Here is a 22,958-nt window from a genome sequence, read left to right as displayed (position 1 = left end):
ACGAGTCAGCGGCGCACCGCGCCGAGACCGTCGCGCGGCGTCACGGATACCATTGAATCCGGAGCTGCCTGTTGCTCGTCGTGCTCACCTGATAGACAACGTCGTTCGCGGTGCCCGGGAACGGGATCGTGGTCGTCGCGGACCAGCTGTTCGCCGGGGCGTTCTGGGGCGCCCCGCCGTTGACCGACACGCTGACGCCGTTCAGCGGGACGCCGTCCGTCGGGCTCATCTGCAGCGTCAGCGTCGCCGGCGTCCAGCCCGTCGGGAGGCTCGCCCGATCGATCTGGAAGCACGCTGTCCCGTCGACCGACGCGACGATCGCCGTGCTCATCGGCCCGAGGCTCTGGCAGGGGGGCGCGGGGTTCTTGTAGAACCCGAACGTGTGCTGCCGCGTGAACATCGGGACGGTGGCGCTGCCGGCGTGGTCCGCGAACACCGTGATATCGTGGCTCCCCGCCTCGGCGAACTGGCCGACCTTCAGCGAGTAGACGCCGTCGTTGGCCGCCGTGTCGCCGTGCGCGGCGGCGCCGTCGTCATGGAACGACAGCGGCGTGACCGCGCCGCTCGGACCGGTCATCTCCGCGCTGACCGCGGCGCCCAGGACCGGGCTGCCCAGGTGGCTCACCTCGGCCTCCACGATGAGCGGCGCCGCCCCGACGTTCAGCGTGCTCGGCGTGACCCGGAGCGAGATCGTGTCGGCCAGGGTCGATACCGCGGAGTAGACGTAGATGGGCTGATCCGAGGTGTTGACGGCGCAGAACTGCCAGGACCCCTCCTCGTACGCCTCCGTCAGGTTCAGGGAGAAGCGCTTGAAGTTCTCCGCCGAGAAGAAGGTCAGGTCGGAGCCAGACGCGGCGAAGTTCGCCTCGGTGATCTGGGACATCTGGTCCCACGGGGGAAGCAAGTAGACCTCCGGCGCGGCCGCCCCGACGAAGATCATCGTGAAATCCACGATCTGCGCCGCCGAGACCAGCGTGTCCGCGCACGCGAACGACTGCAGCGACGGAGGCGACGGAGGCGGGATCTCCGTCAGCCCCTGGTCGATCATGCCGCCGTCGCGACAGTCGTTCGCCATGCGGTTGAACGCGCCGATCAGCTCGAGCTGGTCGATCGCGGTGTCGCTGTCGGCGCGCAGGTAGAGCCCGGGCGAGAACCCGTAGTTCGCCGCGATGTCGCTCATCATCGCCTCGTCCGCTCCGGACCCGAGCGCGATCGAGTGGACCTCGTCCACGCGACTGAAATAGTCCGCGTAGAAGTCGCTCGGGGCAGGCGGCGTGTTGTGCTGACCGTCGGACAGCAGGATGACGCACTCGCGCGCGTTCTTGGTCGGGCTCTCGGCGATCAGCATGTCGAGCGCCTCCTCCAGGCCGGCCCCGATCGAGGTGGAGCCGTCCGCGACGAGCGCGTCGACCGCCGCGTCCAGGCCGGACGCCGGCAGCGCCGTCATGGGGTACGTGATCGACGAGGTGTCGGAGTAGCTCGCCACGCCGAGCAGCTCCGTGAACGACTGCGACGCCGGCACGTTGCTCGATACGAGCGTGTTCCAGTAGATCTTGGCCGCCTTCTTCGCGAGCTCGATGCGGTCGCCGTACATGCTGCCGGACCGGTCGATGATCACCACATGGTTGGTGTCCAGCGGGGCGACCTGGGCCAGCGCCGCGGACACCCCCGCCACGCTCGGGAGGAGACCGCCGGCGACGCATGCGAACATTCTGAATGACCTTCTCATGTGCTCCAATCCTTCTTGAGTGTCGATCAAAACCAAAGGCCGAGAGCGGGGCGCATCTTCGTCTCTGCGCCCCGCCCTACCGCGCCGGCGTTCAGGGCCTCCGGAACACCACCTCGAGCTTGGGGCGCCGCGCGGCGGTCGCGTAATCGCTCGACGTGAACGAGACCTCCCGCCACTTCGCCACCTCGTCCTGGAGCCGCATCAGGAAGCCGTGGTTGTTCGCGGGCGCGCTCAGCATGTCCCGCACGAGCGCCGTCACGTCGACGCGCTCGTAGTCCTGACCGTCCGACGTGCTCTGCGGCAGGAGCACCTCGTTGAGCGTCGTGGTCGTGGGCTGGTTGGCCCAGCTCACGGTGTTCTCCTGCCACGCCGAGGTGACGCGCTGGAGCAGGAAGGCGTTGGAGCCGCCGAGCGTCGCGTGCCCCGGGGAGAGGCCGTTCGAGGTGCCCTGGCCGTAGAGGCGCGCGTCGGGATCGGCGTAGAGGCTGAGGCGCGCCCGCTCGATCGTGGAGCCCGCCGGGATGGTCGACAGATCGAAGCGGAAGAGGCTCCGGTTCGTGTATTTGACGTCGCTGGACGTCCACAGCCCCGCGGTCAGGTTCGGGGAATTCCCGTTGTTGGTCCCGGCGCCCGAGCTCAGGCTGGTGATGGTCGCGTCGAATCCGGCGCTGCCGGGCTGGATCTCCAGCCGCTCCGGCGCGTTCTCGCAGCGGCCGCCTTCGACGAACACGCCGCTCACCGCGTCGCACTGGGCCTCGTAGGTCGGCGTGTGGCAGGTGCCGTCCGGCTCCGTGCACGAGCCGATCGGCGCGGTCCCGCAGGCGTCGATCTCCGCGCAGCTGTAGCCGCTCACGAAGTAGCCGCCGGCCTCACGGCAGCTCGCGCTGGAGCCGATACCGCCCGTGCCGAGATCGGTGCAGGTCTGGGACCGGCAGCACGCGCCCTTCGCCTCCAGGAGGCAGCTCGACGAGCAGCCGTCTCCGCTCTGCGTGTCGCCGTCGTCGCACTGCTCGGACGCCTGCTTCACGCCGTCGCCGCAGCAGCGCTCGACGGTCACGCCCGCGTTCTTCACGACGGAGCACTGGATGACGTCGTCCTCGGGGCCCTGACACGTCCCGCTCACGCACGTCTGCCCCGGTCCCGTCGTGCAATCCGCGTCGTCGATGCACGTGCAAGGCACGGTGTCCTCGGAGTGGTCGTCGAAGCACGCCTCCACCTCGGCGAGCCACGTCTCGGCCAGGGCGCTGCGGTGCATCAGGTTGAACGCCTCGAGCCCGTTGCTCGTGTCGTACAGGATCTTGGTCAGATCGAACGTGGGCGTCGGGTTGTTGACGACGGCGCCGCTGAAGTCGCCGAGCCGCAGCTGGTTGGAGACGGGGGAGCGCTGCGTGTCGAGGCAGCCCCAGTGCATCAGCAGGTACAGGTGCGCCTCCTGGCACGGGAAATTGAGGTTGCCACGCAAGCCGCTCACCGGTCCGACGTAGGAGCAGGTCCCGGTCACGAACGTCTCGGCGAGCGCGTCCTTGTCCTGCAGCCAGTCCATCATGGGCCGGCCGTCGATGCAGAGGTTCTCCATCGTGGATACCTGCTCTCCCAGCGAGAAGCCGAAGTCGATGACCTCCTGCACGCTGGCCTTCACGTCGTCCGTGGTGGGGGGCAGCGGGTCCTCCGCGTGGAGCGGCATCTCGTCCTTGCACCACGAGAGGAAGTCGGCGGTCTCCGACGTGATGGCCGCGTAACGGGTCACCTCCGTCTCCTGGTAGTTCGTCACCTCGCCGAGCGACGTGCTGTCCCACTGGTACGTCGCCTCGAGCCCTGGCTGGAACTTGGCCTTGGCGACCGAGCCGATATCCCAGGATCGGCGCCAGTCCCAGAGCGTGAACTTCCTCGGCTTCTTGAAGAGCTTGAACTCGAGGCCGACGTGGATGCCCGCGTTGAGCGCGGCGATCAGCTCGATCTCGCTCATGCCGTAGGTGGCGATCGCGTGGGCAGGCGCCTCGGGGTTCCTGAGGCCCCAGATCACCTGCTCGGCGTACTGGGCGCCGGCCTGCGGCGCGCACGCGCCGTCGGGCGTGCAGACCTGACCGTAGCCGCAGACGGTGTCCGCGGTGGAAGAATCGTAGTTGCACCGGCGGGTGCACGCGCCCTCGACGCACGTGCGGCCTGGCTCGCTCGCGCAGCTCGGGTTCGGCTCCCCGCTGCACAGGCACGCGACCGGCGTGCCGCCCACGGTGCACAGCTTCTTCACGGCGTCGCAGGTCTCGCCGCTCGCGCAATCGGCGTTCGACGTGCAGCCGCACGCGGACTGGAAGCCGGCCTGGAGCGGGTGGCAGCCGGGGCCCCTCCAGTCGACGACATCGCTCCGGGTCTCGGTCACGCAGCGGTACGCGCCGAAGTTGCCGGGGCACTCGGACTCCGTGACGTCGTACACGACGGCTCCCGGGACCGATGCGTCGCAGTTGCTCCCGAGCTTGCGGACCGTATACGGCAGCGTATCGCTCACGTAGATGTCGCCCGACGGCAGCACGGCGAGGCCGCCGGGCAGCTCGAAGACGGCCGTCGTGACCAGGCCGTCCTGCCATACGGTGCCAGGCGCGCCGGCGACCGTGGCCGTGGCGCCGAGCGCCGGGTCGAAGCGCCGGATCCGACCAGGCCTGTTGCCTTCGCCGATGAACACGCTGCCAGCGCCGTCGATCGCGAGCGCCTGCGGCGAGGTGAGCTGGGCGACCGTCCCGACGCCGTCCGCGGACCCCGCGGCGCCGTTGCCTGCCACGGTGGTGACCATCGAGGTCGCGATCTCGTACCGGCGCAGCGAGTGATTGAACGCGTCGGCGATGTAGAGGTTGCCGCGCCCGTCGGCGACGATGCCGGCCGGCTCGGCGAAGCGCGCGGTCGTCCCCACGCCGTCGGCGTTCCCGGACAGGGGCGCCTTGCCGGCGACCGCGATGTTCGCGCCCGTCGCCAGATCGATCCAGATCAGCGTGCGGTTCGCGCTGTCGGTGACGTACAGGTGGCCTCCGACCACGGCCACGTCACGCGGCGTGCCGACCACCGTGCGGTCGGCGACCGTCGTGACCTGGTTGTTGCTCAGCGTGAGCTTGCGGATCGTGCGGCTGCCGCGATCCGCGAGGTAGAGGGCACCGTCGTGGAGCGTGATGCCCGAGAGGGTGTTGAACCGCGCCGCGGTGCCCACGCCGTCGGCGGTGCCCGAGGCGGTCGACCCCGCGATCGTGGTCACCGCGCCGCTCGCCAGGTCGATGCGGCGGACGGCGGTCCGATCCGCGACGTAGAGCATGCGCGTGGCCGCGTCATAGGCCAGGTCGCCGGCCTGGAGGAAGCGGGCCTGCGCGTAGCTGCCGTTCGTGAGGGCGCGCGACCCGGCCAGGCCGAAGGGCGACGACGCCACGGGGAGGCAGCAGACGCCGTGCTTCTGGCAGCCCGAGATGTCGCGGAGATCGTCGCTCCGCACGTCGGTCACGCAGGTGCCGTCGCTGTCGCACTCGTCACAGGTCTTGTTCGCGTTCCACTTGGCGGTGAAGCCTGCCTGGAAGGCGCTCTTGAGCAGCTTTGCCTTCTTCTCCTTCATGAAGGTGGCGAACAGCTCGTACGAGAGCTTGCCAGAGTCGCACCACTCCTCGGTGATCCCCGTCCAGTCGTCGATGCAGGCGCGGCCGCCGGTGACGAAGGTGAGGCAGCAGGAGTTGTTGGTGTCGAGCGGGGAGCAGCCGAGGTTCAGCTCGGACTCCTCGACGAGCCGGTTCGAGCAGTACGTCTGATCTTTGTAGTTGAAGACGGGCTTGCACTCGAGGTTCTCGTCCGGGTTGCTGTTCACGAGCGCCCGCTCGAGCGAGGTGTTGAGATCGACCACGCCGCCGGAGCCGCTCGGCCTGAGATCCACGGAGAAGCCGATGCTCGCCTCGACGCCGACCTTCAGCCGCTTGCCGAGCGGCACGCCGAGGAAGAGCTTCGCGCCGATCTCCGGCTTCACCGAGACCTCCGTCCCCGCCTCGCCGGTCACGTCCGGCGCCTGGAACGGGTGCATGTCGCGATCGAAATCGACGTCCCCGATCTTGTGGTTCGTGTGCTTGTTGAGCGCCTCCTGCAGGCGCTTGCGCATGAAATAGGCCTCGTCGTACCACTCGACCCCGGCGCCGAGCCGGAAGTACGGGATGAGGAACGCGCCGGGGACCGGCGGGAGGGGGATCTTCGTCAGCTCCTTCTCGATCGGCTTCATCCGGAAATCGAGGTTGAGCGCCGCGGCCATGACGGCGGCGGAGCGCCCCTCCCAGTCCTCGACCGGCTCCGCCGCGCCCCTGGGCCAGGTGGCCGGGCTCGGGGCGCCGGTCGGCGTGTAGTCCGCCGTGTAGGAGAACGGCATGTAGGTCCCGATGAGGAACTCCTGCGGAGCCACCCGGCCGTCGCCGTCGGTGTCGAGCGATTCGACCTGATCCCCGTCCGCGAGGTAGAAGAGCCCATTTCGCTTCGCCGCGGAGAGGCTGAGGCCGCCGCCGCCCGAGTGGCCGAAGGCCGCCATGCCGAGCGGGGCCTCGCGGTTGAACCACTTGTACCCGTCGAGCTGCATGTTGAACTCCATCCCCGGCTGGATGCTCAGCGTCTCGCCGAACGCCGTCACGGCGAAGCCGCCGGTGCGCATCTGGGCGCGTCGCTCCTCGCTCAGGTTGTGCGACGTGTAGCGGCCGCCGATGCCCCACCTGCCGTCGCCGCTCTCGACCATCGTGGCGTACGCGCCATGGCCGGCCCAGGGGATGCACATGTGCAGATCGGGCCGCTGCTCGGAGTAGCTGCCGAGGTGGTAGCCCTCGGTGTAGAGGTCGATATAACACTGGATCTTCGCGAGCAGCTCCGTCGCGTTCTCGAGCCCGCTGCCGGCCTGCTCCAGGAAATCGGCGAAGCGCCCGTCGGAGATCTCGCCGGCCATCTTGTCGAGCCACTTGACCACCTTGAAGGCCCATTTCTCCTTGCCCGCCTGGGTCTTCTGGACGTCGTTGGAGAGCCAGACGAGCACGCCGATGCTGCAGGTGTTCGTGGGTGTCGTGGCCGGATCGCAGAAGTCGGAGCACTCCTCGTAGGTCGTCTGGCTCTTCTGGATGACGTCCGTGCACCCGGCGACCACTTGCTGGGTGCAGATGCACCTCCCCTTGCCGGCGTCCTCGATGGTCTCCGTGTCGGCGGCGTTGATGGCCTCGGCCGTCTTGTTGACGATCGACGAGAGGAGCTGCATCGACTGCAGGACGTGGAAGTTCGTCGTGATGTTCTGGAGATCGGCGCCCTTCGGGTTCGGGTTCTCCGGCATCTTGCCGAGCAGGTTCGGGTCGCACGCCTTGGGCTTGAACTCGAAGCCTGAGCCTCCGCCGGCCCCGCTCGCGCTGCTGGCGCTGCTCGACGCGCTGCTGGCGCTGGCGCTGCTCGACGCGCTCGCGGCGCCCGAGCCGGTCTCGAACTCCTCGAAGACGGCGTCCGGCCGATCGGGCTGCTGAGACCACCTCGGCCAGCTCGGTGCGCCGCTCTGGCAGCCCACGTCGTCCGCGGAGCAGAGCGCTTGCTGCACGCTTCCGATGGGCTCGTTCGGCTCGCTCGGCTCGTCGGCGCCGCCCGCGCAGGCCGATGCGACGATGCCGAGGCAAAGGAGGAGCGGGAGGCGCCCCGCGCGCCTGGGATCCGCGAGGGCGTCTCGTGATTGGATGAGCTGACGTATCAGCATGGACCTGAGAGCTGTCATTATTGAATCAACCCCGACGGCCTGATCGGCCGAGATGAGCGGACGTGACGCGGTCGGCCGCCGTGCCCGCTCGCGGAGCGGCTCGCGGTCTCCCATCGTTGCGTGGATTAGCTGACTCTGGGCCGGCGGCGAAGGCGACAAACCGCGCCAGGCGCTGACAAAACACGCCACGCGCCGCGCGGCGGTCTGGCCCGATTCACCCCTTGAAACTGCGGTGGATCATCCCCCAGCTAACCAGACGTCCTCCGACGCCTGGAACCCCCACGACCGAACTCCGGACCGCGACACCCATGACCTCCCCCGACCATCGCCTGACACGTGCACCATCGGCTCGACCCAACCCGGCGCCCCGAGGGCGTCGCCGGCGCCAGCCGCGCCCCTTCGCGACCGCGGCCCTGGCCGCCCTCGCGCTCATGACGTCCGCGTGCGACCCGGGAACGCCCTTACCTCCCGGCGGACAGGGCGCGACGGACGAGCTCGCGGTCTCTGCCTCACTCGGCCTCTCCTCAGGCGCCGCGGCGGCGCTCCCGGCCCCTGCCCCGGCGGCGCTCGCCGGAGCACCGGTGAGCGGATTCGCGGATCTTCACTTCCACATGATGTCGGAGGAGGCGTTCGGGGGCGGCTGGCTGCACGGCAGGCACGACGGCGCGGGCGCCCTGGACGACTGCGACGGCGGCAGTCCAGGGAGCGACCACGGCCGCGTTCGACAGGGCCTCAGCGGGCTCCTGGACCACTGCCCTCAGTCGACGATGCTCGATCTCGCCAGCGGCGGCGCGCTGTCAGCGCTGCTCGGCCTGGGCGGCGGCATCGGCGGCTCGGAGGTGATCGGCCAGACCGAGGGGACGCAGGGCGACACCGGGCTCCACCTCGGGCGAGAGCGCTTCTCCGAGGGGTGGCCGCGCTGGGACACCATCGCTCACCAGCAGGGTCACGTGAGCTGGCTGCGCTCGGCCCACGATCGCGGCCTGAGCCTCATCGTCATGTCGGCGGTGAGTTTCGACTGGCTCTGCTCGATCCTGCCAGAGCAGAACCGGCAGCGGCCGTGCGACGAGATGGCGGACGTCGATCTCCAGCTCCAGATGACGCACGCGCTGGCCGCGCGGAACGCCGGATGGATGGAGATCGCGCTCTCCCCGGCGCACGCCCGGCGGATCATCGAGGCGGGCAAGCTGGCGGTGGTGCTGTCCATCGAGGCCAGCCACCTGTTCGGCCGGAGCGTCGACGCGGCGAGGATGCGCGCGCAGCTCGACAGGTACCACGCCCTGGGGGTCCGGACGCTCCAGCCGGTGCACCAGGTCGACAACGCCTTCGGCGGGGCGGCGCTGCACAACCCGATCTTCCAGTTCGCGCAGTACTCCGAGAATTGCTTCATCGACACCGACTGCGGCGCCACGCTCGCGGGGATGACGCTGGGCATGGATGTCGACGCGAGCTGCCGCAACATGCGCGGGCTGACGCCCCTCGGCGAGGCGCTGGTCGGCGAGATGATGGACCGTAAGATGATGATCGACGTCGCGCACCTCTCGGAGCGCGGTATCGATCGGGTGTTCGAGCTGGCGCGGGCGCGCGCCTATTATCCGCTCTACGTCTCCCACGGTCACTTCCGGGAGATCATGGCCCCGGAGGTGGCGGAGAAGGAGAAGTCCACGCCGGCGCGGGTGATCCGGATGCTGCGGCAGACAGGCGGCATCTTCGGCCTTCGCACGGCGCACGACGAGACCCGGCAGTACAGCCGCAGCTCGGTCGAGAACAGCTGTCAGGGCTCGTCGCGCTCCTTCGCGCAGGCCTACGAGTACGGGCGGCTCGGCCTGAAGGTCCCCATGGCCTTCGGGGCCGATCTCAACGGCTTCATCCAGCAGACCCGGCCGCGCTTCGGCGAGGACGGCGCCTGCTCGGCGGCGTTCCAGGCGGAGGCCGATTGCCAGGCCTGGGAACAGCGCGAGCAGGGGCCCGGCCCCCTGGGGACGGCGTTCGACGAGAAGGGCCTGGCCCACGAGGGGATGCTGCCCGACCTCCTTGCCGATCTGGATCGCCTGGGCGTGGACACGACCGGCCTGAGATCCTCGACCGAGTCCTTCCTCCGCATGTGGGAGCGCGCCCAGGGGCCGCGGGCCGGGATGGCCGATCCCGCCGCTGATCTCGACGAGAGCGGTATCGCGCCCTTCGCGACGGCGGAGGAGCGGGAGTCTGCCTATCCCACGAAGTGCGGCGCGGCCTACTGCCCTGGATTTCAGGCGCTTGGCGGGAGCTGCCGGTTCGATGAGGAGTGCGAGAGCGGCCAGTGCACGGCCGTCGCCTGCAACGCGATCCCGGGGCGCTGCGTCTGCAACGACGACGCCGATTGCGGCAGCGGCCTCCGCTGCGCGCTCAAGACGCCTGGGGTCGGCGGCGACAACGCCTGCGAGCCGAAGAAGGCCGAGCATCAGCTGTGTACGCGCGACAGCGAGTGCGCCTCCGGCCGCTGCGGCGGGCTGGTCGCCGGCGCGGGCTTCTGTTACACGCCCGGATCGAAGACCATCGGCCAGGGCTGCCGCGTGAACGAGGAGTGCCCCAGCAACCGCTGCGGCGATCTCACCCAGACGTGCCTCTGCCGCTCCGACGCGCACTGCGCGGCGAGCCAGTTCTGCGGGTGGGGTACCAACGAGGGCGAGTGCGTCGACAAGCGCGGCCGGGGAGCGGCGTGCACGAAGGACAACCAGTGCGCATCCGGGAACTGCAGGTTCCTCTTCTGCCGCTGACCCGTCACGCGACATGCCGCACGTCGCCAATCAATTTTCCTACGATCCGCCGCGCATCGCCCTCGGCGTGCTGCAGCGCTTACGCTTCTCAAGCCCAGGACGCTCGTCCATCATCGCTTCGCTGCGTCGGCCAGGGAGCGGAGCGCCGCTCCGCCAATCAGAGAGGCCGGATCACGCCTCGAGGAGCCAGGCAGCGCAGGCACGCTGGACGAGCAGCGCGCGTCGACACTGTTCCATTCGTTTCGTTCGAGGGCTGCACCGCGGCATGCCTGCCGTCCGGCCGAGCGACCTGCTCGCCTATGCGCGGAGCTCGTCCTTCGTGCAGCGCGCGTTCGGCGTCAGCGAGGCCGCCGAGGCGCCGGGCGGCGGCTGGAGCGCGCCGCGCAGCGACGCGGCGGCCAGCGCGCAGCCGCGCTCGCCGATCGCGCTGTCGATCTGAGCGAGCGCTGCAGCGCAACTCGAACTCGCCTCGGCCCTGCGCACCCGGAAGCCGGCGGGCGCGGTCCGCGGGGACATGCCTACGACGTCACAAGGTGTTCGAGGAGAATCTTGAACCCGAGTCCGATGAGAACGACCCCCCCAGCGAGGTCGAGACGCTTGCCGAGCATCGCCCCGAACCGCCGTCCCGCGAAGAGCCCCGCTGCGCTGAGCAGCGCCGTGACGACGCCAATCGTCACGACGGAGATCGCGAACGGGGCGTTCAGCATCGGCAGCGTGATGCCCACGGCGAGGGCGTCGATGCTCGTGGCGATCGCCAACGCGAACATCGAGCTCAACGCGAAGGGATCGGCCGTGGTCTCGCCCTCGCCGCCGTCGTCGCCGCGGGCTTCCCAGAGCATCTTTCCGCCGATGAACGCGAGCAGCACGAACGCGATCCAGTGGTCCCACGCTTGCACGCGCGGACCGATCCGCGCTCCGAGCAGCCAGCCGATGACGGGCATCAGGGCCTGAGCGCCGCCGAAGAACCCCGCGACGAGCAGGACATGGCGCGCTCGAATCGCCGGGACAGACAACCCTCGTGCCGCCGCGACAGCGGTCGCGTCCATCGCGAGCCCGAGCGCGAGGAGCAAGATCGCGCTGAAACTCACGAGCCCCTCCGCGCGTCACCGGCAGAGAGCGGGTGAACCTCGACCGTGACGTGCTGGAGGCTGGCGATCGGGACGAGCGCGTCACGGTAAGCGGAAGGCGCCAGGGGGCTCGGTACCGCGACCGAAACGATGCAGGCGCGCGCGCCGGGACCGATGTCCCACAGGTGGAGATCGACGACGCTCGCTCCTGCGAAGGTAGACTCGATGCGATCGCGGATGCGCTGAGCAAGGGACTCGGAAGGGACGACGTCGAGCAGCTGCCTGGCCGCCTGTCGGCAGAGTCCGTAGCTCCACTTCGCGATGACGAGCCCGCCGACGATGCCCATCGCGGCGTCGAGGAACGTCCAGCCAAGGTAGCGCCCGCCGAGGAGGGCGAGGATCGCGAGCACGCTGGTCAGCGCGTCCGCGAGGACGTGGAAGTACGCCGCACGCAAATTGTGATCGTGCCCGTGGTGGTCGTGGCCATGGGCGTGCTCGTCGTCGGGATCGTCATGGCCAGGGTCGTGGTGATCGTGGTCGGGGTGGTCGTCGTGCGCCTCGTGATGGTGATCGTCGGCGTGGAGGAGCCGCACGCTGACGAGGTTGACCGCGAGACCAACGACGGCGACGGGAAGCGCCTCGGAGAAGGCGATCGACTCGGGATGGAGGAAGCGGCGCAGCGACTCGACGACCATGAGGAGCGCGATGAGCGCGAGCACGACCGCGCTCGTGTACCCGGCGAGGGCGTGCACCTTGCCCGTGCCGAAGGAGAACGCGCTCGACCCGGACTGCTTGCGCGCGAACCAGTACGCGAAGGCCGCCATGCCGAGCGCGCCCGCATGCGTGGCCATGTGCCAGCCGTCGGCCGTGAGCGCGAGCGAGTTCGTCGCATAGCCGACCACGAGCTCCGCCACCATCATGGCGAAGGTCAGCGCAACGACCCACCGGGTCCTGGCTTCGTGCGAGGACGCGGCGGCGCCGTGGTCGTGGGCGTGTCGAAGCTGGGCGAGCCGATCGGATCCCGTGGAGTCGCTCATCGTTGCTTCCTTCACTTCACATAGGCGCGGACGATCTGAACCAGCTCCTCCGCGGCCTCCCGCTGGGGTGCCGTTGCACGCTCCCCGTCGATGACGTGCGTGCGGATGTGACCTTCGATGAGCTCGCCCACGAGGCCGTTCAGCGCGCCACGCGCCGAGGTCACCGTCTGCAGGACCTCCGAGCAACCCGCTTCGCCCTCGAGGGCCCGCTCGACCGCTTCGAGCTGCCCGCGGATCCGCCGGACGCGCGCGATGAGCTTCTTCTTGTTCTCGACCGTGTGCACGCATATAGCATAGGGGGGTATACTATATGGGTCAAGCGCCGCGCGCTGGCTCCTCTCGGCGGCCGGCGACGGGTCGGTGCAGGTCCGTCGCCCTCGCCGAGGCCGCTGAGGCCGAGCTCCCAGTGGTTCGGCAGGGTGGGCGGCAGGGGCTCGATCAGGTCCACGAAATGGGTCGGCGCCGGCTTGAGGTACTCGACGATGGCCCGCAGCTGCCGGCGCCCGCTGTCGGCAAGGATGCACGCCACCTCGACGTTGAAGGCGTAGCGGACGAAGCGGTCGGACGGTGCGAGCCCCCGATCGATGCCGAGCTCCGACCCGCCGAGGGTGAACGCGCCCGCGTTTGAACGGCATGATCGCTTCAGCGGCGCCTGTCGAAGCAAGGACTCGTGGATGGTCGTGACGAAACCGAAATGGCCGGCCCCACCATCGCGCATGCGGCTGCGCTCTCTGCCGCGTCGCTAGCGCCCCAGTTTTCCACAACTGGATTTTTTCTCGGCTTATCAACCAATATGTCAGCCGCGGTAGGTCCAAGGGAACAGCTGGTAGGTCCGACTGTGCCAGAGCACGTAGGCGTCGCTCTTCTCAATACAATTCTGTCCATACGCGAAGAAGTCACGTGCAGGAGCACGTCCTCCCCGCGCCCGCGAACATGAACCGACCATCTAGAATCGTCGCGATTCCGCGGGCTTCTGCGCAGCGGCCTCACGAAACACATGGCTGACACCCGAACCGCGCAATCACGTACGCTTCCGTCGCCGTCCGGAACGGCTTGTGCCTCACCAGCCAGGTGATGCTTACGAAAATTTTCCCAATTCTCTTGGAAAGCCAGATCACTTATGGAACAATCACCCTCGCTCCTCGGATCACGCGCTATCCGGTGAGCCAAGATGATCGCAGAAGGGGGGAATATATGCGTGATTCGACCGCTGTGGCTTCTCTGCCTTCTCTGTGCCTGTGAGCTCTTCATCGCCGCACCCACGTCAGTACATGCACGCGAGCTCAGCGCTGGCGTGAGCGTGGGCGGGATCCAGGTCGGGACCGAGTCCAGGCTCGCGTTGAGCCCGTTCGCCAAGGTGCTCTGGCGAAAGAACAGCGAGTTCCGCCTCGAAGTTCATAACATGTTCAGCATCGTCCCTGGCTCGCGCGTAGGGCTCTACGACCGAACGGCGGTCACGCTCGGGTACGACACGAAGACAGGCAACGTCAGCCTCGGTCCATCCCTGTCGATTTACTCGATGCCGGTGTGCGGCGCCGTGTTCTGTGACCGCGTGATGGGCGTCGCGCCAGGAGGTCGCGCCCAGTCCGACTGGTACTTTGCCGGACGTCTGGGCGTGTCCGTGAGCGCCAATGTAGACTGGGCCGGCGGGAGCAGCCGCATCCTTCCTGGCAGCGTGGTTACGATGGTCACCGCCGGACCAGTGTGGAGATTTGGGGGAGAGAAGAAATGACCAAGCCTTTCGCTGTTCTATGCCTCGGTCTGGCGGGGTGCAACTTCGACGTTGGAGACTGCTACCTCCGGAGCGAGGGGGAGAGCGGCGCCGGCGGTATCATCATCACCGCGACAGGAGCCGGCGGCTTCGGGTTCGGCGCGACAGGGGTCGGTGGCATCGGGCCCGTGCCGCTGGAGCCGCAAGACATGGATCCGCCTCCTCCCGTCTGCAACATCGCGGCCCAGACGCCATGTGAGGAGAAATGCGAGGCGGACTCCGAGTCTGACAATATTCAGTGTGGAAAAATGGAGGACGAAGCGCAGCGGACAGCGTGTCGGGATAGCGCATACGCTAGATACAAGAGCTGTCGAGAAGGTTGCGAGCAGACAAGCAATAAAAGTTGCAATGAGAAGTTTCAAGATTGCATCAACCGAGGTCCATGGTCTTGTGCAAGGCCAGGGTCTGGAAGCGAGGGTTCGAAGTGTCGGAGCTGCTTTAAGCGGTGCGAGTCCGGGGATCCTCCATCGCCGGAATGCAGAAAGTGTTTGTTCTGACTCGGGTTTCGCCCTTTTTGTGGCCTATGGAAAGCCTTGGTTTCGGCTTCGAGCGCGCGACGGGCGGCCGATCTTGCACCTCTCCGGCCGGGGAAGAACTTGGTAGAAATTCGCTCGAACGTCTTGATCTCGGCCAAATTTTGAGGATCACGTCCGCTGACTCCCCACAAAAAGAGCGAAACCCGAGTCTGAGGCTCCGATGACTATTCACGTCACTACAAATGAGGACATTCGGAAAGCAGTCCGGCGCGGGCTTCGCCTTCCTGTGCGTTTCATGCGCGATAGCGTGCTGGAGGGGCCGTGCGCGTCCGAACCCGAAGACCATTGTGAGTGGCGATGTGATTATTGGAACCTTCGAGGGCGGGAAAGGACCCAATTTCGTTCGCGGCTTCATGATGTCATCAATGCGTTAAAATCGCAGCAGAGGATCGTCGTATGGACGTCCGGGTTGTGGAGCGATAGGCTGATGCTGTGGGCGCTCTGCGCGTGGAGGCTCCGCTATCGGCCCGAGCATCCGGATCTCGACATCGTCGTCCTGGGAGATGCGCCGGAGGATGGATTTAGCCGTGGATTCGTCCACGTGAAGCCAGCTGACGCGCGCCGCGGTCTGGACGACGCGCGCGCTCAATCTCGGACGCGCGTCCAGCACATGGCGCGCTCTTGGCGAAAGGTATCCGGTCGGTCTCCGCTCCTGTCCGCCGAGGGTGGACGCGCAGATCGAGCCTCAAAGGATCTCGTAGCGCTGGGCACCCACCAAGCGGCATTCTTTCCTCGGGTGGACGGTAGCAAACTCACCCTATCTCGGATTGACGAGCTCTTGTTCTCGTGCCTCGGCAATGACTGGTCGACGCCCGTGGACGTATTGATGCACCGTTCATCGGCTGGCGCGGAGCTGAGTAAGTATTGGATGATACGCATCAGCGATTGCTTCTTTGCTGTGCGGCTGCGCCAGTGGGCCGAGCACCGTGGGGCTGAGGCCGCGCTGGAGAGCGTGCCCTACAGGACGGACAGAGCACCTATGCTGGAGGCTCGCTATAGGTTGACGGCTGTCGGCGATGAAATAAAGCGACACGGTCTTGCTGAAATCGCTCAAGGGCCACCGCTGCCGATGTGGGGCGTCACGGCGTACGACCCAGGGGCTCCTTGGGTCGTTGTGGATGACGGCGCAGGGCAAAAGCGCCTCCAGCGCCTCGGAGAGCCCGCCACACAGGACGCGGGATGACGCGGCGCGGTTCGCCGTATCGCCCCCTCACCCGCGGAGATGACCCGCCGAAAGGCGCCCGGGGCTCGGCTCACGCCGGCGGTTCGCAGCAGAAGCGCACCACCCGTCCGGGCCCGAGATCGCCCTCCTGCTCACCGCCCACGGCGGTGCACGTGGCGGTACGTTCGACGGTGAACGTCGCGCTGATGCTCCGCGGAGCAGAGCCAGGCGGCAGGTCGAAGCATACATCGTCCGCCACACCGACGGCGGGAATGGGCCGCGTACACTGCTCGTCCGCGTAGAACGTGAGCGTCTCCGTCGTCTCCCGCGAGCCCGTCTCCTCGACATAGCACGTGGTGCACCCCGCGACGCCGGCATAGGCCCGCACGAACACGGGAAGCTCGTCGGGGCACGTCGGGGTCTCCTCGTCGCCGATATAACCCAGGCACTCACGGAAGCCTGGCGCCTGATACGGAACGCACATGGCGCCGAACGACGCGCAGACCTCGTCCAGCTCCCAGACGCGCCAGCATGTCCGGACGATGGTTCCCCAGGAGGCCGCCACGTCCTCCGGCGCCAGCGACACCTTGCAGTTCGGCTCTGGTATCTCATAGGTGTAGCCGCCCCAGACGAGATCCGCGTCCTCCGCGGAGCGATGCCTGATCACCCTCTCGGAGAGGCAGCTGCCATCCCACGCGACCGGCAGCACGAACCCGCCGGCGGGCGAGGCGTCAACGTCTGTCCCATCGGCGCAATGACCACCTTTCATCATTGTGAGCCGGGTGTAGGACCTCTCTCGCAGCGGCTCGGCGACGCAGCGGGGACAGCGGTCGATGGGCTTCGGATCCATGTAGTAGTCCCATCCAGGATAGGCGTTGGCCGATCTGCAGTCCGGCGCGTCGCGCGGGTCCCCGATCCAGACCAGGACCACGCCACGGGTGTCGAAGTGCTCTTTGACGTACTCGCTCCTGGGCCGCAGGTCGTGCGAGCACTGCCAGGTCCCGGGACAGGTGCGCTGCATGTCGGTCCAGCACTCCTGCCCGCTGCAGGGGCGGATGCACGAGACCCCGACGAGCGCCGCGCCGGCGCCGAGCGCAAGGAGCGCCGCAGCCATGGAGATCGTCCTCGTCATCGTCCTCCCGTTCGCGCGCATCATGTTCCCTCCGGCATACAGCAAAGCGTCCTCCTTTCCACGATCAGCTCGCCCACGAGCTCCCCGCCGCTCGGCGCGCAGCTGCCGGGCGCATCGACCCGCCACTCCGCGCGCATGCTCCCGAGCGCTGAACCGAGATCGGCGTCAACACAGACGCGCTGTCGGATCACGGTGGAGGCAACCAGGTCGGTGCACGTGTCGTCCTCGAACGTCGACACGAGCGCCTCGCACCTGCTCGGCTCGGTCTCGGCGCATGCGCACGGCGTGCAGTCGCGGCTGTCGTCGATCACCCTCCAGAACGTGAACCGCTCGGAGAACGCGCGGCCGGCGGCGCCGTCGCCGGACGGGCACATCGCATGATCTCCCTCCATCTCGGAGACGATGCAGCGGCGAAACCCCGGCGGGACACCCGACACCTCGAACATACACACCTTGCCTGCCAGGCAAAGGTCGTCCCGTGTGCCGCCCGCGCACGTGACGGCGACCTGCCCTTCCGGCAGAGCGCCATCGCGCGGCACCGGCGCCGGCACGACGTCGCAGGAGCGCTCGGTGACCGGAGCGACCTTGAACGAGCCGAACGCCTCGGGCGCGACCGCGTCGGGCGCGACGCACGCCCCGTCCCAGCCGGACGGCGCGCGGAACGGGGTCACCGTCTCGCCGGGGCCGTTGTCGCACATCCAGCCGGAGGTCACGGTGAGGCCGGCCGGCAGCACGCACGCGGGCTCGGTGCACGCGCACGGACCGCAGCGGAGTTCGCGATCCGGCTCGGCGACGAGGCGCTCGTACTCGCGCAGCCCGGCGCTCTCGCCGTCCGACAGCACGGCCGCCTCGCACGGCGCCTGCTCCGTGGCGGGCCCGATCCAGACGAGGCGAGGCTGCTTCTCAAAATCACGGAAGTCGACCTCGACGCAGGTCCCGTGGCAGACCCCGTTGTTGGTGCCGTCCTCGTTGATGATGTCGCACGTCAGCAACTCGTGGCAGTCGTACCCGTCGACCACCCCGCAGCCACTCGCCGCCGCGCTCGCCGCACCGACCGTGCCGGCCAGCGCCGCCAGGATCCACCCCGCCTTCCACCGCCTCATCGCCCTGCCTCCCTGGTGTCGGGCCATCGAATCACCACGCCCCATCGATCCGAACGCCGCCGCCGCGCGCCATCGCCTGCGGGACCACGCGGACGCCGCCGTGGTCCGGCGAGGGCGCCCACCAGAACGACGAGAGCGCCGTCGCACCGACCACGCCGCTCGCCACGAAGCTCACCACCGCGACGAGGCCCAGGGCGTCGCGGGAAACGACCGCGTCCCGGAGCTGGGGACACCGCGCATCGACGTTCTGGGTCCTTGAACTGCACGAGCTGTCCGCAAGGTCGTCGTGCGCGCTGCGCAGCTCCTCGCGCAGCGACTCGGCCTCGCCGTCCTTCACCACCCACCCGATCGCGAACCCCGCGCCGACCAGAACGCCGGCCGACGCGAGCGCGAGCCCCCCGAGCCGGATCGCCGGCCCGATCGCCGTCCCCCCGGCCGCCGGCCGCGCCGCCGCCGGCCCCGGCGCGGCCGCCGCGGCGCGGGGCGCGACCGCCGGCTGCGCCGGCCGCGGCGCCGGCGGCTTCTCCTTGAGGGCCAGGCCGATCGGCGGCTTGTCCCCGCGCTGCGCATCGAAGCGACCCACGCCGTCCTCGTGGCCTTGCAGCGTCGCCCGCGCCTCGTGGCTTCCGGGCTCGACATAGACGACGTACGTGACGAACCCCTGGCCCACGCGCCGGCCGTCCATGAACAGCTCGGCCTCGGGCTTGCCGACCACGATCGCGACCTCGACGACCTCCTGCGCCGCCTGCTGGAGCGCTCCCCGGAGCCGCGCCCTCGCGCCAGGCGCGAGCGCGTCCCCCCCTTCGAGCGCCCGGCGCAGGTGCTCCGCGGCGTCCCGGTGCCGACGCAGCGAGAGCTCCAGGAGCCCGAGTTCCCCGGCCCAGCGCGGGTCGCCGGTCGACTCCCACGCCGTCCGATACGCCGCCGCCGCGTCGTCCCAGCGCCCGGCGCGCCGCGCCTGCTCCGCACGGCGAAGCGTCTCCGCAAGGGACGCGGAGGACGTCGCAGCAGGCGACACGGCCGGCGGAGAAGCCGCAGAGCGCGAGATCCCCGAGGACGCAGCCGCCGGCGAAGAGCCCTCCATCCCCGTGCCGGGCGACCGCGGCACGTCGGCGATTGCGCCGCGGCCCCAGCCTGAAACGCACAACAAGAGCGCAATACCCCAGCACCTGGTCCCGCGCATGGGCGCCGACGCTAGTCAGCCTGCCGCTCGCTCACAAGCGCGCCCTCCGGCGCTGAACGATGAAAAATTCTGATGGCAAATCAGAAGGCATCCACGTAATGCAGCGACGGCACGGCCACCTGCTCGCGCCTTGCTCATCGGTTCAGCGCCCGGGGAAGCTCGCGGGAGAGCGAGGCTCACCCGGGAGCAAGGCTCACCCAGGAGGCTCCGCGGGCAGACGAAGCCCGCACAAACGATTTCGGGCGCCGCCGGGTAACCGGCGGTTAATGGATCGGGCATGGAGACAAAGGACCCGCCCGCTGCGCCCGGAGCGACGCCGCCCACCTGGGACGCCCTCCTCCGCGAGCACCTCGGCTACTTGAAGGGTCGCGTGGTGTCGGAGCGGATCCCGGTGGCCGACAGGGAGGATGTGCTTCAGGAGGTGCTGCACAGCATCTCGCGGGCGCTGCCCACCTTCGATCCGGCCCGGGGCGAGCTGCGCGCCTGGCTGAAGGCCATCGTCCACAACCACGCCTCCAACTACCGGCGCCGCGCCAGCCGGCGGCGCGAGCAGCCGTGGCCGGACGAGCCGCCGGAGATCGCCGACGAGGCGCCGAGCTCCGAGGAGCGCCGGATGGAGGCCGAGCGGCGGCAGATCCTGTCGACGCTGCTCCTCGATCTGCCGCCCGAGCGCCGCCAGGCCGTGATAGCCCACGAGCTCGACGAAGCCGGAATCGGCCATGTCGCGGCGCTGCTCTCGATACCCACCACGACGGCGAAGAGCCGTGTTCGCCACGGGCGCGAGGACCTCATCGCGGCGGCGCGCCGCTGGCAGGCGCGACATCACCGCCGCCTCGCCGTCCTGCTGGCGATCCACCCGGCCGGTGGCTCGGAGGAGCGTGCCAGCCGCGCCGCGCCGTGGCGACTCCTGCTCCGCCGCGCGCGGCGCGCGCTCCGCGGCGCGGTGTCCGGCGCGAGGACACCGCGGGCGCGAGCGGTCGCTCGCGCCTACGCATCGCTCGCAGCGAGCGCCTGGAGCGTTCTCCTGACAGCAGGGCTCTTCGTGGCCGGGCACGGCGTCGGGCACGGCGGTCTCCACTCCGGCGGCGCTGCGACGCAGAGCGCCACCTTCGCCGCGGGAGCTCATGCGTCTTCAACGGCGGACCCGACAGCGGAAGCCAGCGAGATCTCGTATTCACCTGCCGACGATAAGACGCCTTCGCCAGGAGAAACAGCGGCCTCGAACGGGGGCGACACCGCGCCAGCTCGCCCTCGGGACACCTCCCGGTCGCCGCGGCGCTGGCCCGGCGCGCAGGGCGATGAGCAGGAGCACCAAAGGATGGCGGCCGCCGCGCGCGCCATCGGGGACGACGCGCTGGCGCACGCGCTGCTGGCGGGCGCCATCACGACCTCTCCCACGTCGCACCTGCGCCTGCCCGCGCCGTGGCCGTCGCTTCCCCCGCGCCCGTGACACGCGTTCGGTGAATCCGCGAATCGATGAATCGATGAACCGATAAATCGGCGCAAAGAGGGCCGCTCCACATCGGCTCGCATCATCACGAGCATCGGTACCCAATGGCGCCCACACGGGCTGAGTCGACCGGCAGCAGCGATGTCGGCCTGCAGCCCGACCGGTGCGACGGCCGCGCGGGCGCGCGATGGCTTCGGTAGCTCCTCGACGTGTGTTGCCGAGATCTTGGTATGCAGACCCGACGCCGCACGAACTCCGATGTCCACAAGCGCAGCGCGCTTGGACGCCGCCTCCCCTCGTTCGCGAAGAACCCCGCCGTCCGCCTCCCCGTCGAGCGCATCGTCGCCGAGCGTCGCTGGCTCGCCGCTCTCGTCAAGGGCAGCGGCGTGCCGCGCCGCGACCGTGACGACCTGGTTCAGGCCGTGCGCATGGCCGCCTGGATGGCTGTCGAGGCAGGCAGGTACCGTCCGGGCCCATCGGTCCACCCGACACGAGCGCTCCGCGGCTGGCTGCAGGGCATTGCCTGGCGCAAAGTAAGCCATTACCGCGAGCGCGCCTGGGTGCGCCAGGAGGTTCCCGTGGCCGACCCGTGGAGCGTTTGGCCAGAGCCGCCGCGGGACGACGAGCTCCTCGTCGACGCGCGGGAGCGCCTCCTCGCCGTGCGCCTCGCGTTATCCAGGCTGCCGCGGCGCGACCGTAAGGCGCTCGCGCTCGCCGCGGTCGGCCATGGCACCCGCGACATCGCGCGCAGGCTCCGTATGCCGGCCTCGATGGCGGTGCAGCAGCTCGGTCGAGTGCGAAGGAGGCTGCGGGGTCTCCTTGAACGGTAGCGCCCGACGACTGGCGAGCAGCACACACGGCACTACACCCCGCCAGCATCACCACCCAGCGACGCCGCACGTTTTCGTCAATTTCAACCAAGCGTCCGGGCGTGCGCGAGCGGAAGATGGATGCTTCGAGCAGCGAGCGCCGCTCGAAGCACCACGGTGAACATCGTGGTGTTAACCCCGTTCCCATGGAGGGAAGCGCCTATGCTGGGATGGCTCGGATTTTTCGCGGGCAGCGCCTTCGGCGCGTACGACATCACCTCGGTCGAGGTCACGCGACCGCATCCATCGCTCGAGAGGGTGGTCTACGAAGTGGAGGCCGGGGACAGCCCCCTCGATCGATTCTCGATCATCCACGTGAGCAAGCGCGGGGCCGGCCGCGGCTGCGGCGAGCCCGTGATCCTCTTCAGCCCATTCACATTCCCGGGCGAATTCTACGAGATCAGCGAGACCGGGAGGTACGCGAAGTCCGCGGCCGGCGAGCTCGCCATGGCCGGTCACGACGTCTGGCTCGTCGACCAGCGGAGGACCGAGCTCCCGCCCGGCGCGTGCGAGTCCGGCGCCGCCGATTGCAGCGTGATGGCCGACTGGGACTTCGACACCCTCTCGAACGACGGGCTCTTCGCGCTCGCCCTCGTGCGCTCGCTGAACCCCGGCGCGCGGCCCGTCATCGGAGGGTTCTCCGCGGGCGCCAACACGGCCATGGCGCTCGTCAATCACGCGCCCCGCGCCTTCTCGGGCGTGTTTCTCTACGAGGGCACCTTCTACACCGAGGATCCGGAGATCGCCGCGCACAACGACGCGATCTGCAGCAACCTCGAGGGGGCGCTCGCCGCGGGCTCGACCTACGATCCCAGCATCGCCGTCCTCGGGCTCGCGTTGCGCGGCGCCGCCGCGGATCCTCAGGGCGCGTTTCCTCTGCCCATCTTCCCCCCGGGCACGACCAACCAGCTCGCCATGCTGCTCGTCTTCGGCGCCCCGCCCCCTCCGGGCGCGCTCGCCCCGACTCCCTCGTTCGTCCGCGCCGTCGCCGATTTCGAGACCCAGAGCCTCGTCTATAGCGACCAGTCCCGGCTCGAGCTCGTAGGCCCCCTCTTCGACAATTACGGCTCCCTCGCCGCCGTCCGTGATCTCGCGTGCGGGCTCTCGGGGCGCGACGCGAGCCACACGTCGAACCTCTCCGCCTTCCGCGGCGACGTGCTCATCTACGTCGAGGGCACCGGCTTCGGCCCCGCCATGTTCGACACCACAGGCCTCTTCGATCGCGCCGCGTCCATCACCATCGATCACAACCCCGAGCTCGGCGAAGCGGACGTGTACTTCAACGTCCACTGGAAACGGACCTTCCTAGACCCCTTCACGCGCTGGCTTCGCCAGAAGATCTAGGACGCATTCCGATCAGGGGCGTCAAATTTCCAAAAATAATCGACCTATTTCCACCGTTCTCGCGCCCATGGCACCTCGACATCCCGGAGCCGGAGGG

General features: G+C 68.9%; 14 protein-coding genes. 6 read left to right on the top strand and 8 right to left on the bottom strand.

Annotation, left to right across the window (positions count from 1 at the left end; all coding sequences use genetic code 11):
* Positions 1-40: 40 nt before the first annotated feature.
* Both WME82_RS03130 and WME82_RS03125 read right to left on the bottom strand, forming a co-directional pair.
* Positions 41-1,711, bottom strand: a complete 1,671-nt coding sequence (locus WME82_RS03130) for a VWA domain-containing protein (protein ID WP_438041612.1) — start codon at positions 1,709-1,711, stop codon at positions 41-43.
* A gap of 109 nt (positions 1,712-1,820) precedes the next feature.
* Positions 1,821-7,451 (bottom strand): DNRLRE domain-containing protein, encoded by a 5,631-nt coding sequence (locus WME82_RS03125; RefSeq protein WP_438041611.1) that lies wholly within the window; start codon positions 7,449-7,451, stop codon positions 1,821-1,823.
* 308 nt (positions 7,452-7,759) lie between these two features.
* Between WME82_RS03125 and WME82_RS03120 the strand changes: the two genes are divergently transcribed.
* Both WME82_RS03120 and WME82_RS03115 read left to right on the top strand, forming a co-directional pair.
* A complete protein-coding gene (locus WME82_RS03120) occupies positions 7,760-10,207 on the top strand; it encodes a membrane dipeptidase (RefSeq protein ID WP_438041610.1) in 2,448 nt (815 codons plus the stop codon).
* 265 nt (positions 10,208-10,472) lie between these two features.
* The gene (locus WME82_RS03115; protein WP_438041609.1) at positions 10,473-10,646 is read left to right on the top strand and encodes a hypothetical protein; all 174 of its coding nucleotides are present in this window, start codon (positions 10,473-10,475) and stop codon (positions 10,644-10,646) included.
* A gap of 79 nt (positions 10,647-10,725) precedes the next feature.
* Here the strand turns inward: WME82_RS03115 and WME82_RS03110 are convergent, their stop codons facing one another.
* From WME82_RS03110 to WME82_RS03100, 3 genes are read right to left on the bottom strand one after another with little or no spacing between them, the layout of a single operon-like run.
* The gene (locus tag WME82_RS03110) at positions 10,726-11,295 is read right to left on the bottom strand and encodes a manganese efflux pump MntP (protein ID WP_438041608.1); all 570 of its coding nucleotides are present in this window, start codon (positions 11,293-11,295) and stop codon (positions 10,726-10,728) included.
* The gene (gene dmeF / locus WME82_RS03105) at positions 11,292-12,311 is read right to left on the bottom strand and encodes a CDF family Co(II)/Ni(II) efflux transporter DmeF (RefSeq protein WP_438041607.1); all 1,020 of its coding nucleotides are present in this window, start codon (positions 12,309-12,311) and stop codon (positions 11,292-11,294) included. The genes WME82_RS03110 and dmeF overlap by 4 nt, the downstream gene beginning before the upstream one ends.
* Positions 12,312-12,322: 11 nt before the next feature.
* Positions 12,323-12,595, bottom strand: a complete 273-nt coding sequence (locus tag WME82_RS03100) for a metal/formaldehyde-sensitive transcriptional repressor (RefSeq protein ID WP_437297622.1) — start codon at positions 12,593-12,595, stop codon at positions 12,323-12,325.
* A gap of 914 nt (positions 12,596-13,509) precedes the next feature.
* Between WME82_RS03100 and WME82_RS03095 the strand changes: the two genes are divergently transcribed.
* Complete coding sequence (locus WME82_RS03095) at positions 13,510-14,043, top strand: hypothetical protein (RefSeq protein WP_438041606.1); 534 nt, start codon at positions 13,510-13,512, stop codon at positions 14,041-14,043.
* A 1,828-nt stretch (positions 14,044-15,871) separates the two neighbouring features.
* On the opposite strand, the gene WME82_RS03090 is transcribed toward WME82_RS03095, so the two are convergent.
* From WME82_RS03090 to WME82_RS03080, 3 genes are read right to left on the bottom strand one after another with little or no spacing between them, the layout of a single operon-like run.
* Positions 15,872-16,912, bottom strand: coding sequence for a hypothetical protein (locus WME82_RS03090; protein WP_438041605.1), 1,041 nt, complete (start codon positions 16,910-16,912; stop codon positions 15,872-15,874).
* A 20-nt stretch (positions 16,913-16,932) separates the two neighbouring features.
* Positions 16,933-18,015, bottom strand: coding sequence for a hypothetical protein (locus WME82_RS03085; RefSeq protein WP_438041604.1), 1,083 nt, complete (start codon positions 18,013-18,015; stop codon positions 16,933-16,935).
* Positions 18,016-18,046: 31 nt separating this feature from the next.
* Complete coding sequence (locus WME82_RS03080; RefSeq protein WP_438041603.1) at positions 18,047-19,033, bottom strand: hypothetical protein; 987 nt, start codon at positions 19,031-19,033, stop codon at positions 18,047-18,049.
* Between the two features lie 442 nt (positions 19,034-19,475).
* Between WME82_RS03080 and WME82_RS03075 the strand changes: the two genes are divergently transcribed.
* The 3 genes from WME82_RS03075 to WME82_RS03065 all read left to right on the top strand — a co-directional run bounded on the left by WME82_RS03075 (position 19,476) and on the right by WME82_RS03065 (position 22,861).
* Complete coding sequence (locus WME82_RS03075; protein ID WP_438041602.1) at positions 19,476-20,648, top strand: RNA polymerase sigma factor; 1,173 nt, start codon at positions 19,476-19,478, stop codon at positions 20,646-20,648.
* 230 nt (positions 20,649-20,878) lie between these two features.
* Positions 20,879-21,478, top strand: a complete 600-nt coding sequence (locus WME82_RS03070; RefSeq protein WP_438041601.1) for an RNA polymerase sigma factor — start codon at positions 20,879-20,881, stop codon at positions 21,476-21,478.
* A gap of 201 nt (positions 21,479-21,679) precedes the next feature.
* Positions 21,680-22,861 (top strand): hypothetical protein, encoded by a 1,182-nt coding sequence (locus WME82_RS03065; RefSeq protein WP_438041600.1) that lies wholly within the window; start codon positions 21,680-21,682, stop codon positions 22,859-22,861.
* The last annotated feature ends 97 nt before the right edge of the window (positions 22,862-22,958 follow it).

It is taken from the genome of Sorangium sp. So ce128, assembly GCF_051525245.1.
Classification (GTDB): Bacteria; Myxococcota_A; Polyangia; order Polyangiales; family Polyangiaceae; genus Sorangium; species Sorangium cellulosum_B.
Note: the sequence above shows the minus strand (reverse complement) of the source record. Positions and strands in the feature narration are given on the sequence as shown.

Excerpts from the sequence above, each read along its gene's own strand:
- WME82_RS03130 (WP_438041612.1), bottom strand. The coding sequence starts at position 1,711 with ATGTTCGCATGCGTCGCCGGCGGTCTCCTCCCGAGCGTGGCGGGGGTG.
- WME82_RS03125 (WP_438041611.1), bottom strand. The coding sequence starts at position 7,451 with ATGCTGATACGTCAGCTCATCCAATCACGAGACGCCCTCGCGGATCCC.
- WME82_RS03120 (WP_438041610.1), top strand. The coding sequence starts at position 7,760 with ATGACCTCCCCCGACCATCGCCTGACACGTGCACCATCGGCTCGACCC.
- WME82_RS03115 (WP_438041609.1), top strand. The coding sequence starts at position 10,473 with ATGCCTGCCGTCCGGCCGAGCGACCTGCTCGCCTATGCGCGGAGCTCG.
- dmeF (WP_438041607.1), bottom strand. The coding sequence starts at position 12,311 with ATGAGCGACTCCACGGGATCCGATCGGCTCGCCCAGCTTCGACACGCC.
- WME82_RS03090 (WP_438041605.1), bottom strand. The coding sequence starts at position 16,912 with ATGACGAGGACGATCTCCATGGCTGCGGCGCTCCTTGCGCTCGGCGCC.
- WME82_RS03085 (WP_438041604.1), bottom strand. The coding sequence starts at position 18,015 with ATGAGGCGGTGGAAGGCGGGGTGGATCCTGGCGGCGCTGGCCGGCACG.
- WME82_RS03075 (WP_438041602.1), top strand. The coding sequence starts at position 19,476 with ATGGAGACAAAGGACCCGCCCGCTGCGCCCGGAGCGACGCCGCCCACC.
- WME82_RS03070 (WP_438041601.1), top strand. The coding sequence starts at position 20,879 with ATGCAGACCCGACGCCGCACGAACTCCGATGTCCACAAGCGCAGCGCG.
- WME82_RS03065 (WP_438041600.1), top strand. The coding sequence starts at position 21,680 with ATGCTGGGATGGCTCGGATTTTTCGCGGGCAGCGCCTTCGGCGCGTAC.